We start from the raw sequence: 14,380 nt of genomic DNA on the forward strand, positions 1-14,380 counted from the left end.
TTCGGCCGCCGCGGGGTCGGGCTGGCCGGCGGCTGCACCGGCACGACGGCAAGCGGCCACGCTGACCAGCTGGTCGGCGTGGCCGTGGCGTGGTCGACCGCCCTATTGGGCGCGGAGGTGGGCGAGCAGGCCGACCAGGTCGTAGGTGACGTGGGCCGCTGCGACTGCGGTGATGTCCGCGTGGTCGTAGGCGGGCGAGACCTCCACGACGTCCGCGGCGACGAGCTGGCAGCCGACCAGGCCGCGGAGGATCTCCAGCAGCTCACGGCTGGTCAGGCCGCCCGCCTCCGGCGTGCCCGTGCCGGGTGCGTGCGACGGGTCGAGCACGTCGATGTCCACCGAGACGTACACCGGGCGCTGGCCGATCCGCTCGCGCAACATGCCGGCGATCTCGTCCGCACCGCGGCGCATCACGTCGGCAGAGCTGACGATGCCGAACCCGAACCGCTGGTCGTCGGCGAGGTCGCGCTTGCCGTACAGCGGCCCGCGGATGCCGACGTGGCACAGCGCGTCGGTGTCGAGCAGGCCCTCCTCGACGGCGCGGCGGAACGGCGTGCCGTGGGTGTACCGCTCGCCGAAGTAGGTGTCCCAGGTGTCCAGGTGCGCGTCGAAGTGCAGCAGCGCCACCGGGCCGTGCTTGGCCGCCGCGGCGCGCAGCAGCGGCAGCGCGATCGCGTGGTCGCCGCCGATGGTGACCAGCTGCGTGTCGGCGGTCAGCAGCTCTCCGGCACGGGACTCGATGGTGCCGAGTGCGGCGGTGATGTCGTACGGGTTGGCGACGATGTCGCCGGCGTCGACGACCTGCACCACGCCGAACGGTTCGACGTCGAGGGCGGGATGGTACGGCCGCAGCAGCCGGCTCGCCTCCCGTACGGAGGATGGGCCGAACCGTGCGCCCGGCCGGAACGAGACCGCCGTGTCGAACGGGATGCCGACCACGGCGATGTCCGTGTTGGTCACCTGGTCGATCCGGGGGAGGCGGGCGAACGTGGCGGGTCCTGCATACCTGGGGACCTGCGAGGCGTCGACCGGGCCGAGCGGTTCTTGCGTCATCGGATGCGCTCCTTCGTTGTCATGCGGCGAATACGCGTTCGCCGCCGATCCAGGTCTCGAGCACGGCCGCCGTGCGCAGGCGCTCGACGGCTTGCGTCGGGTCGGTGTCGAGCACGACGAAGTCGGCCAGACTGCCAGGGGCGAGCGCACCGACGTCGTGGCACCCCAACAGCCTGGCGGCCGTCGTGGTCACACCGGCGAACGCCGTCGCCGTCGCAACGCCCTGGTTCGCGACGGAGCCTGCGGTGCCACCGGCGACCAGGTCGCCGACCGTCTGTCTGGTGACCGCGGAGTGCACCGCGCGCAACGGGTCCGGCATGGTGACCGGCCCGTCGGAGCTGAGCACGACGGGCAGGCCGGCGCGGTGGAAGTCGCCGGTCGGGTAGAACCGGCCGCCGTAGTCGCCGTACTCGTCGATCAGCGAGTCCGCGAACAGTGTTACCTGCATCGGCTGCGGTACCGGCACGACGCGCAACTCGGCCATCCGGGCGATCTGGGCGGTGGTGGGGAAGCCGCAGTGTTCGATGCGGTGGACGAGGTCCGTGCGTGGGTCTGCACGACGGCAGCGTTCCACGGCGTCGAGCACGATGTCTATCGGCAGCTCGCCCTGCGCGTGCGTGGCGGTCGGCAGGCCGAGCCGGTGGGCGCGGCCGATCAGGGCGATCAGCTCGTCCGGTTCGTGGTAGAGGTACCCGTCCGGCCGCGCGCAGCCGTCGCAGTGCTGCCCGAGGTACGCAGTGCGTGCGGTGACCGAGCCGTCGGCGTAGAGCTTGACGCCAAGCGGCACCGGCGACGGGTTCACCCGTGCCTCCAGCTCGTCGAGCCCGCTCGAAAGTGTGAGCTGGTGGGTACGCAGCCGCAGGCTGCCGTCCTGCTCTGCCTCCTGGTACGCCAGCCGTTCCCTGGCGGTGACCTGCGCGTCGCACACGGTCGTGACGCCGACGGACAGCAGCTGGCGCTGGCCGAGCGCGAGCGTCGCGGCCCGTCCTGGTACGTCGAGCGGGAGGTGGAAGTTCGGTCCGTGGCCCTCGATCTTCACGCCGGACGGCCCGGTCAGCAGGTCGCAGGCGGCGTCGAAGACGACACCGGTGGGCTCGCCCGCGGCGTCCCTGTCGATTCGGCCGCCGGGCGGGGTGACGGTGTCCGCGGTGATACCGCTCTCGCGCAGAGCAGTGCTGTTCACCACGTAACCGTGCCCGCTGACGTGCTGCACGCGCACCGTGCGATCCGTGGACACGGCGTCCAGGTCGGCGCGCGACGGATGCCTGCGCTCGGCCAGCTTGGACTGGTCGTAGCCGTAACCGGTGACGGCGGCCGGTTCTGGGACGGTCGCGGCGTGCCGGCGCAGCAGCTGTACGAGCTCGGCGATCGAGCGTGCGGGGGACAGGTCCACGCTGCCGAGCGCGTCGCCTAGCAGCAACGGGTGGACGTGTGCGTCGACGAACCCTGGCAGCACCGTGCGGCCGGCCAGGTCGTACGACCGCGGGGTGCCGGCGGCCGCGCGGCGGCAGTCGTCGGCGGAGCCGACCGCCGCCACCCGTCCGTCGCGTACCAACATCGCGGGCACGACGCCTTCGGTGAAGGTGTGGATCGTCCCGCCGTGGAGCACGAGCTCCGCCGTCATGTCACGACCCCCGGTTCCGGTACGCACCAACGGGTGCCGTCGTCGACGTAGTCGGGCCAGCCGTAGTCGTGCGGCGCGGTGAAGTCGGCGGGCAGCAGCGGGGCGAGGTCGCCGTACTCCTCCCGCCTGCGGGCGAGCTCGTCGTGCGCGGCGGCGAGGGCCTCCCGGTCACGTACCAGGTCGAGCAACGACCCGCCGATCGTCTTCGCGGCGCACTCGATCGTGGGGTCGATGGTCGCCGGCATGCCGCCGAGCGCGTTCATCACCCAGTCGGGGTACGCATGGCCGTCGCCGCGCGGGGCGAGCGCGGGCCGGCCGACGTACAGCCGTGCGGTCGGTGCGTACCAGGACATCTCGACGTAGTCGTCGGAGGTCCAGCTGCGCTGGCTGGGTGGCAGCAGCTCGCGCACGCGCCGCTCCGCCTCCCACGGTTCGACCAGCTGGGTGAGGTCGGCGAGCAACGGCTGGTCGGTCGGTTCGACGCCGGCCGCCCGCTGCATCTCCTGCGCGGTACGTACGGCGTCGTCGCCGTAGCGCGGCGGCCCGACGTCGTGCAGGTTGGACCAGACGAGCTCGGTCACCGTGTGGTTCGGCAGACCTGGACGGCTGCGCGCAACCCACCTGTCGTGTACAGAGCAGTGCGTCGCGGCGGCCGCCGTCTGCGCGTTGCGGTCGAGCACCGCGAGGATCTGTTCCGCGGTGGCGAGGTCGGGGGCGCGCCAGGTGTACTGGATCTGCGCGAGCCGCGGCGCCAGGTTGTCCGCGGTCGCCTGGCCGCTGTGCAGGATCGCCTCGTTCAGCGACCAGCCGCCGAACGCAGGCGCCATGGCGTCGTGGGTGGTCTTCGTCAGCTGGTACATGGTGAACAGTGCGGCGTTCGCGCCAGGTGCCCGCGCCGCGGAGTGCGAAGCGGGGATCGGGCTGTCCGTGCCGCCGGCTGCCCAGGTCTGCGGCTCGTCGCAGCGGAACGTGTAGATCTTGCTGTAGCACAGTCCGCAGTGCGTGTCCCAGCGCAATGTGTTGCACCACGGCAGCAGGTAGAACGGGTGGAAGCTGACGATGGCGTCGACGTCGTCGTAGTAGCCGCGCAGGCCGTGTACGGGTTTCGAGCCGTGCATCTTCTCCGCCGGCTCGCCCGTGTAGCGCAGGGTGCCGGGGATGTCGTGCCGCTGCATCGCCTCCTTCGCCGCCAGGAGCGCGGCCAGGGTGGAGATGCCGAGCGCCGAGTGCGGGTCGGTGTGGCCTGGCGCGTAGCTGTTGGTGCCTGGCCGCGGCTCCCGCCTGGTGGTCGCCGCCTGGCTGTTGTGCGGCACGGCGTCGTACTCCGCGTACGTGAGCACCGTCGGGCCCGGGCCGTTGGTCCAGCTGGCGGCGAACGCCGTGGGCATGCCGCCGCTGCCCTCCTCGACGTCGAAGCCCGCGGCGCGCAGTCGGGCGACGTACCACGCCGCGGACCGGTACTCCCGCCATGCGGGCTCGGCGTAGTTCCAGATCGTCGTGTGCCACTGCGACACCTCGTCGCGGTGTGCGTCGACCCAGGCGTGTGCGGTGGTCTTCGCCGGGTCCACGGCTACCTCCCCGTTGCCGGTGTCATCGGTGTGGTCACGGGTTCGGCGAGATGGTCCCTGCCGCGGTAGCCGAGCACGCAGGTCATGGAGAGCAGGCTCATGGCGGCGAGGAACACGGCGACCCACAGGTACGCGGGGTTGCTGATCGCGTAGAGCGCGGTCGCGACGACCGGGGCCAGGCCGGAGCCGAGCACCCCGGAGACCTGGTAGGCCACGGAGATGCCGCTGCTACGCACCTGCGCAGGGAACCAGCCGGACAACAGGCCGGACAGCGCGCCGTACGCGAAGCTGTTCGCCACCATCACGAGGCTCATGCCGATCCACATCCAGCCGACCACGCCGGTCTCGGTCAGCCAGAACATCGGGAAGCTGACGAGCGCGCACGCCAGGGTGGCCCAGATCATCGTGCCGCGCGCGCCGTAGCGGTCGCCGAGGATGCCGCCGAGCGGTGTCGCGATGATCGCCATCAGCCCGGTGAACGTGACGCCGTTGAGCATCTGGCTCTCGTCGAACAGCCGTTGGTCGACGCCGTAGAAGATCATGAACGTGCTGGAGAGGTAGAAGCCGCTGATGGTGATCAGCACGGCCCCGACGCCGAGTACCAGCGGCCGCCAGTGCTGACCTACGAGCGCGGCCAGCGGCACCGACGCCGTCGCCTCCTGCCGCTGCACCTCGGTGAACTCCGGCGTCTCCTCGACCGAGCGCACCCACAGCCCGATGGCGATGAACGGCGCGGCGATCAGGAACGGCACCCGCCAACCCCAGGCGAGCAGCGCGTCGTTGCCGGCGAGGGCGAGCAGCCCGAAGATGCCCGTGGAGAGCATGAGCGCCACGGCGGAGCTGGTCTGCGGCAGCGAGCCGTAGAACATCCTGCGCTTCTTCGGGGCGTGCTCGACGGCGAGCAGCACCGCGCCGCCCCACTCGCCGCCGACCCCGAACGACTGCACCAGTCGCAGGAACGTCAGCAGGATCGGCACCCAGATGCCTATCGTCGCGTGGCTCGGCAGCACACCGATGAGCACCGTGGCCAACCCCATCAGCGTCAGCGTGACGGTGAGCACGAGCTTGCGGCCGGCCTTGTCGCCGACGTGGCCGAAGACGATCGCGCCGAGCGGTCGTCCCACCGAGCCGACGGCGTACGTCGCGAACGCCAGCAGTGTGCCGGTGCCGGTCGCGTGGCCGGGGAAGAACAGCTTGGCGAACACCAGCGAGGCGGCGGTCGCGTAGATGTAGAAGTCGTACCACTCGACGGTCGTGCCGATGAACGACGCGAGCGCGACCCGGCGCATCCGGCGGTCGGGAGTCGGGGCCATTGGTGCCTCCTGGAAGCAGGGCATGCCGCAGTAGACCCGCGGCGGTACGCGAGCCGGTGGTCGGTGCGGTGTGGTCGGTTAGCCGACGGGTACTTCGATGACCGTCGGGCGCGGTGTGCTCAACGCCTCCCGGAGTGCGCCGGGCAGCTGGTCGAGCCGGTCGAGAGTGCGGCCCTCGCCGCCGCAGGCTCTGCCCAACGCGGCGAAGTCGACGACATCGAAGTCGACGCCGACGCGCGGGATCCCCAATCCGTCCATCTCCTCGCGGATCTCCGCGTAGCCGCGGTTGTTCATCACGACGATGGGGATGCAGAGTCCCTCGGCGGCCGCGGCCGCGGTCGCGAGCTCGAGTGCAGTGAACTGGAACCCGCCGTCGCCGCACAGTACGGCAGCGGTGCGTTCCGGCGCGGCGATCTTCGCGCCGATCGCGGCCGGCAGCCCGTAGCCGAGGGTGGCGTAGCCGGCGGGGTAGATGAACTGCCGCGGCTGGCTCGCCGGCCAGAAGTGCACGGTGCCGAAGTACGAGACCTGCGCGCTGTCCCCGGCGACGATCGCGTCCGCAGGCAGCTCGCTCGCGAGGATCTCGTTCACCTCCCGCCACGCGCCGCCGTCCGTGGCAGCCTGCTCGGCGAAGGTCCCCCTGAGCTTGGCGGCACGCGCGCCGCCCTCGCCCGCGGACGTACGTGCCGCAGCCGCGCGCAGTGCGGTCAGCGCCGCGCCGGCGTCGGCGTGGAGGGTGCTGTCGGCGGGCGCGTTCTTCTGCAGCTGGCGCTCGTCGATGTCGACCCTGATCACCGTGCCCTTCGGGCGCAGCTGGTGCCCCCACAGGTCGGAGTCGCCGAGCTCGCTGCCCACGACGAGCACGGCGTCGGCCGCCTCGATCTCCGCCCAGGCACCCGCAAGCCGGATCGACGCGCCGGCGGACAGCGGGTGGTTCTCGGGCACCACGCCCTTGCCGTTGACGGTCGTGAGCACCGGCGCGTCGAGCGCCTCCGCGAGGGCTACCGCGGCGCCGGCCGCGCCCGCGGCGCCACCGCCGAGCACGAGCAGCGGCTGCTGTGCGGAGGACAGCGCCGCGCCGGCCGCGCGGACCGCCGCCTCGTCGAGCGCCGGCGGCGACAGCGGCGCGGCTCGGCGTGCCTCGCCGTCCCAGCTCTCCTCCAGTACGTCCACGGGGATCTCGACGTGCACCGGACGTGGCCGCTCGACCTGCCAGCGGGCGAACGCCTCGTCGATGGCGGCGTACGCCTCGCCTGGACTCTCGACCCGCACGCTGCGGTCGAGCAGCCGGTCCATGTGGCCGGACTGGTCCTTCACCTCGTGCAGCCAGCCGACGTCGGCGCCCTCCATGCCGCGCGGCACGCCGGGGGAGATCACCAGCATCGGTATCGAGTCGCCGTAGGCGGTGCCCGCTGCCGTGGAGATGTTCGTCAGCCCTGGCCCAGTCGTGGTGATGCAGACGCCTGGCCGCCCGGTGACCCTGGCGTAGCCGTCGGCCGCGTACCCGCCGCCCTGCTCGTGCCGCGGCGCGACGTGCCGGACGGAGAACGCGGACAGCTGCCGGTAGATCTCCAGGTTGTGGGTGCCGGGGATGCCGAACACGGTGTCTACGCCGTTGTCGCGCAACGCCTGGACGACTGCTGACCCACCGGTGTTCGTGCTCACGCGCGCTCCTCGCTTGACGGCTGCGGATGGCCGAGACAATATGTCCTCCACTACGGGTCGTCAACGGATCATCCGTAAGTCGATCCGAGGATCACCGACGAATCGATGGTCGATCGCGGCTCGTGGGTTACGGATTGGCAGTCGTCGCCCCGGTGGTGGTCGGCCCGGCGTTGCGGGTTTGTCGCGGTGCCGCTGTCGAATCGTGTGACTTGGCCGAGGGAGGCGGGCAGCGACGTGGACCTGGACGCCGTCGACACCTCGCTGGTGCGTGCGCTGCAGGCCGACGGTCGGGCCAGCTTCGAGACGCTGGCCGGAGTGGTCGGGTTGTCCCGGGTGGCGACGAGCAACCGGGTGCAGCGGCTGCTCGACAGCGGCGCGATCCGGGTGGCCGCCGTGGTGCATCCGGCCGCCCGCGGGCTGTCCACCCTCGGGCACCTGGCGATCGACGTCAGTGCGGACGCCGCGAAGGTGGCGGCGACGATCGCCGCCAAGCCGGAGATGCCGCTGGTGTCGATCGTGGCCGGCAGGCACGCGGTGATCGCCGAGGTGCGTACCGAGGACATGGGCCACCTGCGGGCGACCGTCACCGAGGTGCGCGAGCTGCCCGAGGTGCACACCGTCACTACGGCCGTCTACACCCGAGGCGTAAAGGACGTCTACGCACCCGGTCAGGGACGCGCGCCCGCGGCGGCCGTACCGCAGCCGACGGAGCTCGACCCCATCGACCAGGGGCTGGTGTCGCTGCTGCAGCACGATGGCCGCAGCTCGTACGCGGAGCTCGGGCGCGCGGTCAGCATCTCGCCGAGCTCGGCGCGCGCCCGGGTGCGCGCCCTGCTCGACGCGGGGGTCGTGCACATCGCCGCGATGATCCGCCCGGGCATGCTCGGCCTGAGCTCGATGTGCGGGTTCGGGCTCACCCTGGACACCGGGCCCGGCATCACCGACCGGATCGCGGAGCACCCCGAGGTGTACTACCTCACCGAGACGATCGGCACCTGGGACGCGCTCGGCACCGTGCTGTGCTCGTCCTCGGAGACGGTCAGCGTGACGCTCGACCAGATCAGGAACATCCCTGGCGTGGTGCACCTGGAGGCGTGGATGCACTTGCACGTCGTCAGGGAGGACTACTCGCTGCCCGCGTTGTCCGGCGGCGACACCGAAGGAGAGGGGACACGTTGACCACGGCCGGAGCAGAGCGCGACGGTGGCAGGCCGGCCGCGATCTACCTGCCGATCGCCGGCGTCGACGTCGAGCCCGGCACGCGGGCGCTCACCGCGGCCGGGTTCGACGTCCACCACCTGGCCGAGCCGCGGCTGGACGACACCGCGCCGAGGGACGCGGTCGCGCTGTTCGTCGGCTACGACCCGGTCGACGCCAGGATCCTCGATGCGCTGCCGCAGCTGCGGATCGTCGTCACGCACTCCGCCGGCTACGACATGGTCGACGTGGCGGAGGCGCGTCGGCGCGACATCTGGGTGTGCAACGTCCCTGCGGGCGCGACCGAGGAGGTCGCCGTGCATGCGTTCGCCATGGCGCTGGCCCTGCTGCGGCGGCTGCCCGGCTGGGACAGCTACGTCCGCGGCGGGGTGTGGGACGAGAACATGCCGCACGGTATGCGCAGGCCGAGCGCGTTGCGTTGTGGTGTGCTCGGCATGGGCCGGATCGGGCAACGCTTCGCCCAGCTCGCGAGCGGCGTGTTCGGTGAGGTGGTGGGCGCCGACCCCTACCTGCCGCAGGAGGTGTGGCCGGCGGGCGTGACGCGGGTCGAGGTGGACGAGCTCTTCGACAGTGACGTGGTGACCCTGCACCTGCCGCTGACCGCGGACAGCCGTGGGATCGTCGACGCCGCCCGGCTGGCGCGGTTGCCGTCGGACGCGGTGCTCGTCAACACGTCCAGGGGTGCGCTCATCGACGAGGCCGCGCTGCTCGCGGCGCTGGACGCCAGCCGGTTGGCCGGGGCCGGTCTGGACGTGCTCGACGGTGAGCCGCCCGCGCCGGACAACCCGTTGCTGCGCCACGGGCGGGTGCTGGTCTCACCGCACGTCGGGTACCTGTCCGCGGAGTCGGACGCGGAGTACGCGCGGGCGCCGGCGGAGAACGTCGTCGCCTGGTACCGCAGCGGCCGGCCGAACACCCCGATCGCCTGAGGCCGGAAACAGCGTTGGCGCCCTCCCATCTGGGAGGGCGCCAACGATTGGGTGCCGACTAGTCGTCCAGTCGGTCCCTGGGCTCGGTCGACTCCCGCGTGAGCGTGGCCGTCGCGGTGCCCGACGTGCTCGTGCCGCCCGCGCCGTCCGGCTCGGGCTCGTCGATCAAGCCTTCCTTGATCAGCGACTGCGACACGTGCTCGGTGAGCTCCTCGCGCTGGCGACGCCGCTGCACGCGCAGCACCGCCTGCCGCTCGGCGTGCAGCTCCTTGTACGTCGCGAAGCACATCAGGATCATCACGATGCTGAACGGCAACGCGATGAGGATGGACATCGTCTGCAGTGCGACGAGCCCACCCGCGGTGAGCAACGCGATGGCGACTGCGCCTTCTGCGACCGCCCAGAAGATCCGGCTCCAGGTGGGTGGCTCCGGGTCGCCGCCGGACGCGAGCATGTCGACGACTAGCGATCCCGAGTCCGACGAGGTCACGAAGAACAGCGTGATCAGGATGATCGCGAGGATGCTGACGAAGAACCCGCCTGGCAGGCCCTCGAGGAGGTTGAACAGGGCGCCGTCGGTGCTGACCGGCGGGTCCTGGCTCCTGTCGATGAAGTTGCCGTTCTGGAACAGCTGCTTGTAGATGCCGGAACCGCCGAACACGGAGAACCAGAGGAACGTGATGACGCTCGGCACGAGCAGCACGCCACCGACGAACTGGCGGACCGTGCGCCCGCGGGAGATGCGGGCGATGAACACACCGACGAACGGTGCCCAGGAGATCCACCAACCCCAGTAGAACGAGGTCCACGTGGCCTGCCACGTCTGACCGTCGCCACCCTGCAGGGCGGTGACGTCGAAGCTCAGCGACAGGATGTTCTGTACGTAGAGCCCGATCGACTGCATGAACTCGCGGGCGATGAACAGCGTCGGGCCGGTGAGGAGCACGAACAGCAGCATCCCACCGGCGAGACCCATGTTCAGGTTCGACAGCCACTTGATGCCCCGCTTCACACCGGTCACCACCGACAGCGTGGCGAGAAGCGTGATGCTGCCGATCAGGATGATGTAGAGCATCGTGGACGGCTCGATGCCCATGGTGAAGCCGAGTCCGGCGCCGATCTGCATCACACCGAGACCGAGCGACGTGGCGACACCGAACAGGGTGCCGACGATCGCGACGATGTCGATGAGGTCGCCGACCCAGCCCTTCACCCGGTCGCCGAACAGCGGCTCGAGTGCCCAGCGGATGGAGATCGGCCGGCCTTTGCGGTGCACCGCGTACGCGATCGCGAGGCCGATGACGACGTAGATCGCCCACGGGTGGATGCCCCAGTGGAGGAACGTCTGGATCATCGCCTGCTGGCCGGCCTCTTCGCGGGTCCCGTCGAAGCCCGGCTTCGGCTCGGCGAGGTGGCGCAGTGGCTCGGCGACGCCCCAGTACACCAGGCCGATGCCCATGCCGGCGGCGAACAGCATCGACAACCAGGCGACGACGCCGAACTCCGGCTCCTCGTCGTCCGGGCCGAGCTTGATGTCGCCGAAGTGTCCGACGCCGAGCCAGACGGCGAACACTACGAAGGCGGAGACCAGGCCGACGTAGTACCAGCTGAACCCGGCGACGATCGCCGACTGCACGGCCAGGATGAGAGTCTCTGCCTGCTTCGGCAGTGCGACGCCGTAGATGACGAAGGCGACGATGACGATGGCGGCAGGTATGAACACGCGTGGCGCGACCGAATGTCGCTGCGTACCGGTTGGACTGCTGCCGCCCGACGATTCTGGTGGCGCTGACGTTGTGGCCACTAGTAGGCACCCTCCCGAGCCTGGGACTCCGCGAGCCGGGTAACGAAGCGCGGAATCCGCTGTCTGTACCGTTGTCGGGGCCTACCGTGTCGTAACTGGCCGCGGAACTCAAAGTCCTGGTCAAGATTTCGTTACAAGATTCCACGCTGTGGGTCCCGTCAGGTGCCCATCTCGCGCTCCCGGCGCCCCGTGGGACAGCGGCGTACTCACCGGCGATGCATCCCGCGATGCGGGTCGAGCAGGACTCGAACACTGCGCGTACTGGCCCAGTCATACACCCTGTGACCAGCGACGACGCTCGCTGAACGGCCGCGATGAAGCTGCTCGACCCGCCGTCGGATGGTCTGGAAGATTCGCAGCCGCCCGTCTACGCTGTGCGGATGTCGGCGGCCGGCCCATCCGGGCACCGCGGGCTAGGGGGCTTCCTACCCAAAGACGAGATGAGGGAGCCGGATGCCAGAAGTTAACGACGGGCAGACCTCGACGCTACCGAGCAAGTACCTGCCGGCAGTCGAGCAACGGGATCTACCAGAACCCGTCCCGCTGAAGCGGGTCAGTGGCGCCAGCGTCATCATCCTGGCGACTGCTATCGGGTCGGGCGAGTTCATCCTCTGGCCCTACATCACCACGCAGATCGGGTTCACGTTCATGTGGGCCGCAATCGTCGGGTTCGCCATCCAGTTCGTACTGAACATGGAGATCGAGCGGTACACGCTGGCGACCGGCGAGAGCGCGGTGACGGGGTTCGCCAGGCTCTTCAAGCCCTGGTGGTGGCTGTTCATCATCTTCGCGCTCCTGCAGAACTTCTGGCCAGGGTGGGCGACAGGTGCCGCGACCACCTTCACGTACGTACTCGGGTTGGGCGAGAACGCACCGATCGTGCCGATCACGATCGCCGGCCTGATCGCCATCGGCCTGGCGTTGACGCTGTCCCCGGTGGTCTACCAGGTCGTCGAGAAGATCCAGTTCGTGATGGTCATCATCATCATGGCGATCGTGATCGCGGCGATCCCGCTCGCCACCACGGGCGAGGCCTGGGGCGCACTGTTCACCGAAGGTGTCGCCGACATCGGCTTCCCCATCGGTCAGGAGGGTCTCACCGCCGCACTGCTCCTCGGTGCGCTGGCGTTCGCCGGCGCCGGTGGCGCGAACAACCTGGTGCAGAGCAACTACATCAGGGACAAGGGCATGGGCATGGGGCAGCACATCCCCAGGATCGTGTCGCCGATCACCGGACAGGAAGAAGCCAAGCCCTCGCTCGGCTACACCTTCCCGACCACCGAGGAGAACATGCGTCGCTGGCGCGGCTGGTGGCGCGTGGCGAACTGGGAGCAGTTCATCACGTTCTTCCTCGTCGGTGTGGCGTCGTTGATCATCCTGGCGGTGGTTGCGCATTCGTTGCTGCCCGTCGGCGAGGTGAAGGCACAGGACCTCGAGTTCATCCTGCTCGAGGGCGAGGCGCTCAAGGAGCAGGTGGCTCCGTGGTTCGGCACCGCATTCTGGGTCGCCGGCACCATCACGTTGTTCTCCACCAACCTGGGCATCCTCGACTACACCTGCCGGCTGATCGCCGACCAGTTGAAGATCAACGTGTTCATGGAGAGCACGTTCTGGACGGAGAGCAAGGTGTACGCGGTCTTCGTCTGGCTGATGGTCGCGGTCGGGTCGATCATCCTGCTCGCGGGTGTGGACCAGCCGTTCGTCCTCGTGGTGATCGCGTCGTCCATCGCCGGTGTGCAGATGTTCATCTACTCCGGTCTGCTCATCGCGCTCAACCGGAAGGCGTTGCCGAAGCAGCTGCAGATCAGTGGTCTGCGACTGGCCGTGGTAGCGGTGTCGTTCCTCTTCTTCGGCTTCCTTTCTGTGATGCTCGTGCTGGACCAGTTCTGATGTCCATCCTGAAGCGGCTGTGGCTGAGGGTGCTCGTCGCCCTGACCATCTGGATGGTCCTCATCGCGCTGATGTGGGTCTTCGGACTGCTGCGCTGACCGGTGCCTGACCGCCGGCGTGGAGCAGGCGGTCAGGCACGATAGCGTGGACGCCCGCCGCTGCGGGGTCAGCCCTTGCCTGTGACGACCTTGCCGGACTTCACGTGCACGTCGATGGAACCCAGCGGCGCGTCTGCGGGGCCACCGAGCACCTCGCCGTTCTCCGGGTCGAACCTGGACTGGTGGCAGGGGCACCGCAGCTCCTTGCCCTGTGGCTTGACGGGGCAGCCCTTGTGCGTGCACTTCGCGTCGAAGGCGACCGCGGTGTCATCGCCCGACCTGGTGACGATGATGTTCTTGTCACCCGACTTCACGCGGATGGCCGAGCCGACCTCGATCTCCGACAACGTCGCCAGCGTGGCGCCCTCGTCGACGGGTGCGCTGCTCTTCTCGCCGCCGGACGAGCGGGTGGGGTCTGCGCTCTCTTCCTCGCCGCCGCCACAGGCGGCGAGGGCGATGACCCCCAGCCCGGCACTGGCCCCTGCGATCACCCGGCGGCGTGACGGCTGCGTACTGGAGTCCACGATCGTTCCCTTCCTGTCGGCGTTGTCCTCTACCTACGTGGCGACGGCCCGGTCGGTTCAGACCGAGTTGAACCGACCGGGCGCCGGGCACGTAGTCACCTGCAGCAGGTCGAGGTGAAGGGGCTGATGTGATCGACATGGCTAGGTCGCAAGCCGGGGTGCGCAGCGGCATCGGGCTTGCCGAGGGCGTCCTACGGGGTGTGGTGGCCGCAGCGGTGCTGTTGTCCGCAGACATCCACCTGGTGCTCTACGTGGAAGGTTACTCGGACATCCCCGTCATCGGCCCGATGTTCGCCGTGAACGTGGTCGCCGGCCTGGCCATCGGCGTCGGCGTGCTCGTGTGGCGGCACTGGCTGGCCGCGTTCCTCGCCGCCGGGTTCGGTGCGGCGACGTTCGTCGCGTACCTGCTCTCCCGTACCGTCGGGCTGTTCGGCGTGCGGGAGATGAGCTGGGATGCCCAAGGTGTGCTCGCCGCCGTGGCAGAGGTGCTCGCCGTCGTCGGCGGTGTGGTACTCCTGATCGCTGCCCGTCTACGATCCACTAGTGACAGCTGAGAGAAATTGTCAAGACCTGTGGATGAGGTTTGTTAGGCGGCTTGCTTCTCCGCGGCTTGATCGTCGGGTCGTTCGACGAGTTTCCCGTTCTCGAACCGTGCTCCAGTGCGTACCAGTGCGACGAGGTGCGGTGCGTTCAC

Annotated in this window: 11 protein-coding genes; 4 read left to right on the plus strand and 7 right to left on the minus strand. The window is 69.7% G+C overall.

Annotated features, from left to right (window positions below; genetic code table 11):
• Window positions 1–102: 102 nt before the first annotated feature.
• The 5 genes from speB to GEV07_16360 are packed head-to-tail and all read right to left on the minus strand — an operon-like array spanning window position 103 to window position 7,223.
• Entirely contained in the window at window positions 103–1,053 is a 951-nt protein-coding gene (speB, locus tag GEV07_16340; protein MQA04221.1) for an agmatinase, read from the minus strand.
• A gap of 19 nt (window positions 1,054–1,072) precedes the next feature.
• The gene (locus tag GEV07_16345; GenBank protein MQA04222.1) at window positions 1,073–2,677 is read right to left on the minus strand and encodes an amidohydrolase family protein; all 1,605 of its coding nucleotides are present in this window, start codon (window positions 2,675–2,677) and stop codon (window positions 1,073–1,075) included.
• Window positions 2,674–4,245 carry an amidohydrolase gene (locus GEV07_16350; GenBank protein MQA04223.1) on the minus strand — a complete coding sequence of 524 codons (1,572 nt, stop codon included), beginning with the start codon at window positions 4,243–4,245 and terminating at the stop codon, window positions 2,674–2,676. The genes GEV07_16345 and GEV07_16350 overlap by 4 nt, the downstream gene beginning before the upstream one ends.
• A gap of 2 nt (window positions 4,246–4,247) precedes the next feature.
• Window positions 4,248–5,582 carry an MFS transporter gene (locus GEV07_16355; protein MQA04224.1) on the minus strand — a complete coding sequence of 445 codons (1,335 nt, stop codon included), beginning with the start codon at window positions 5,580–5,582 and terminating at the stop codon, window positions 4,248–4,250.
• Between the two features lie 54 nt (window positions 5,583–5,636).
• Window positions 5,637–7,223 carry a 5-guanidino-2-oxopentanoate decarboxylase gene (locus GEV07_16360; protein ID MQA04225.1) on the minus strand — a complete coding sequence of 529 codons (1,587 nt, stop codon included), beginning with the start codon at window positions 7,221–7,223 and terminating at the stop codon, window positions 5,637–5,639.
• Window positions 7,224–7,328: 105 nt separating this feature from the next.
• On the opposite strand from GEV07_16360, the gene GEV07_16365 reads away from it, so the two are divergent.
• Together GEV07_16365 and GEV07_16370 are read left to right on the plus strand one after the other, a co-directional pair.
• On the plus strand, window positions 7,329–8,402 hold the full coding sequence (locus GEV07_16365; GenBank protein ID MQA04226.1) for an AsnC family transcriptional regulator: 1,074 nt from the start codon (window positions 7,329–7,331) through the stop codon (window positions 8,400–8,402).
• Window positions 8,403–8,443: 41 nt separating this feature from the next.
• Window positions 8,444–9,370 (plus strand): C-terminal binding protein, encoded by a 927-nt coding sequence (locus GEV07_16370; protein MQA04227.1) that lies wholly within the window; start codon window positions 8,444–8,446, stop codon window positions 9,368–9,370.
• Between the two features lie 58 nt (window positions 9,371–9,428).
• On the opposite strand, the gene GEV07_16375 is transcribed toward GEV07_16370, so the two are convergent.
• The gene (locus GEV07_16375; protein ID MQA04228.1) at window positions 9,429–11,174 is read right to left on the minus strand and encodes a BCCT family transporter; all 1,746 of its coding nucleotides are present in this window, start codon (window positions 11,172–11,174) and stop codon (window positions 9,429–9,431) included.
• A gap of 453 nt (window positions 11,175–11,627) precedes the next feature.
• Here GEV07_16375 and GEV07_16380 point away from each other — a divergent pair, with 453 nt between their 5' ends.
• Window positions 11,628–13,064, plus strand: a complete 1,437-nt coding sequence (locus GEV07_16380; GenBank protein ID MQA04229.1) for a hypothetical protein — start codon at window positions 11,628–11,630, stop codon at window positions 13,062–13,064.
• A gap of 166 nt (window positions 13,065–13,230) precedes the next feature.
• Here GEV07_16380 and GEV07_16385 read toward each other — a convergent pair whose 3' ends face one another.
• Window positions 13,231–13,689 carry a Rieske 2Fe-2S domain-containing protein gene (locus GEV07_16385; GenBank protein ID MQA04230.1) on the minus strand — a complete coding sequence of 153 codons (459 nt, stop codon included), beginning with the start codon at window positions 13,687–13,689 and terminating at the stop codon, window positions 13,231–13,233.
• Between the two features lie 134 nt (window positions 13,690–13,823).
• On the opposite strand from GEV07_16385, the gene GEV07_16390 reads away from it, so the two are divergent.
• On the plus strand, window positions 13,824–14,240 hold the full coding sequence (locus GEV07_16390) for a hypothetical protein (protein MQA04231.1): 417 nt from the start codon (window positions 13,824–13,826) through the stop codon (window positions 14,238–14,240).
• The last annotated feature ends 140 nt before the right edge of the window (window positions 14,241–14,380 follow it).

It is taken from the genome of Streptosporangiales bacterium, from assembly GCA_009379825.1.
Lineage (GTDB): Bacteria > Actinomycetota > Actinomycetes > Streptosporangiales > WHST01 > WHST01.

Excerpts from the sequence above, each read along its gene's own strand:
- GEV07_16345 (MQA04222.1), bottom strand. The coding sequence starts at position 2,677 with ATGACGGCGGAGCTCGTGCTCCACGGCGGGACGATCCACACCTTCACC.
- speB (MQA04221.1), bottom strand. The coding sequence starts at position 1,053 with ATGACGCAAGAACCGCTCGGCCCGGTCGACGCCTCGCAGGTCCCCAGG.
- GEV07_16380 (MQA04229.1), top strand. The coding sequence starts at position 11,628 with ATGCCAGAAGTTAACGACGGGCAGACCTCGACGCTACCGAGCAAGTAC.
- GEV07_16355 (MQA04224.1), bottom strand. The coding sequence starts at position 5,582 with ATGCCCTGCTTCCAGGAGGCACCAATGGCCCCGACTCCCGACCGCCGG.
- GEV07_16390 (MQA04231.1), top strand. The coding sequence starts at position 13,824 with ATGGCTAGGTCGCAAGCCGGGGTGCGCAGCGGCATCGGGCTTGCCGAG.
- GEV07_16365 (MQA04226.1), top strand. The coding sequence starts at position 7,329 with ATGGTCGATCGCGGCTCGTGGGTTACGGATTGGCAGTCGTCGCCCCGG.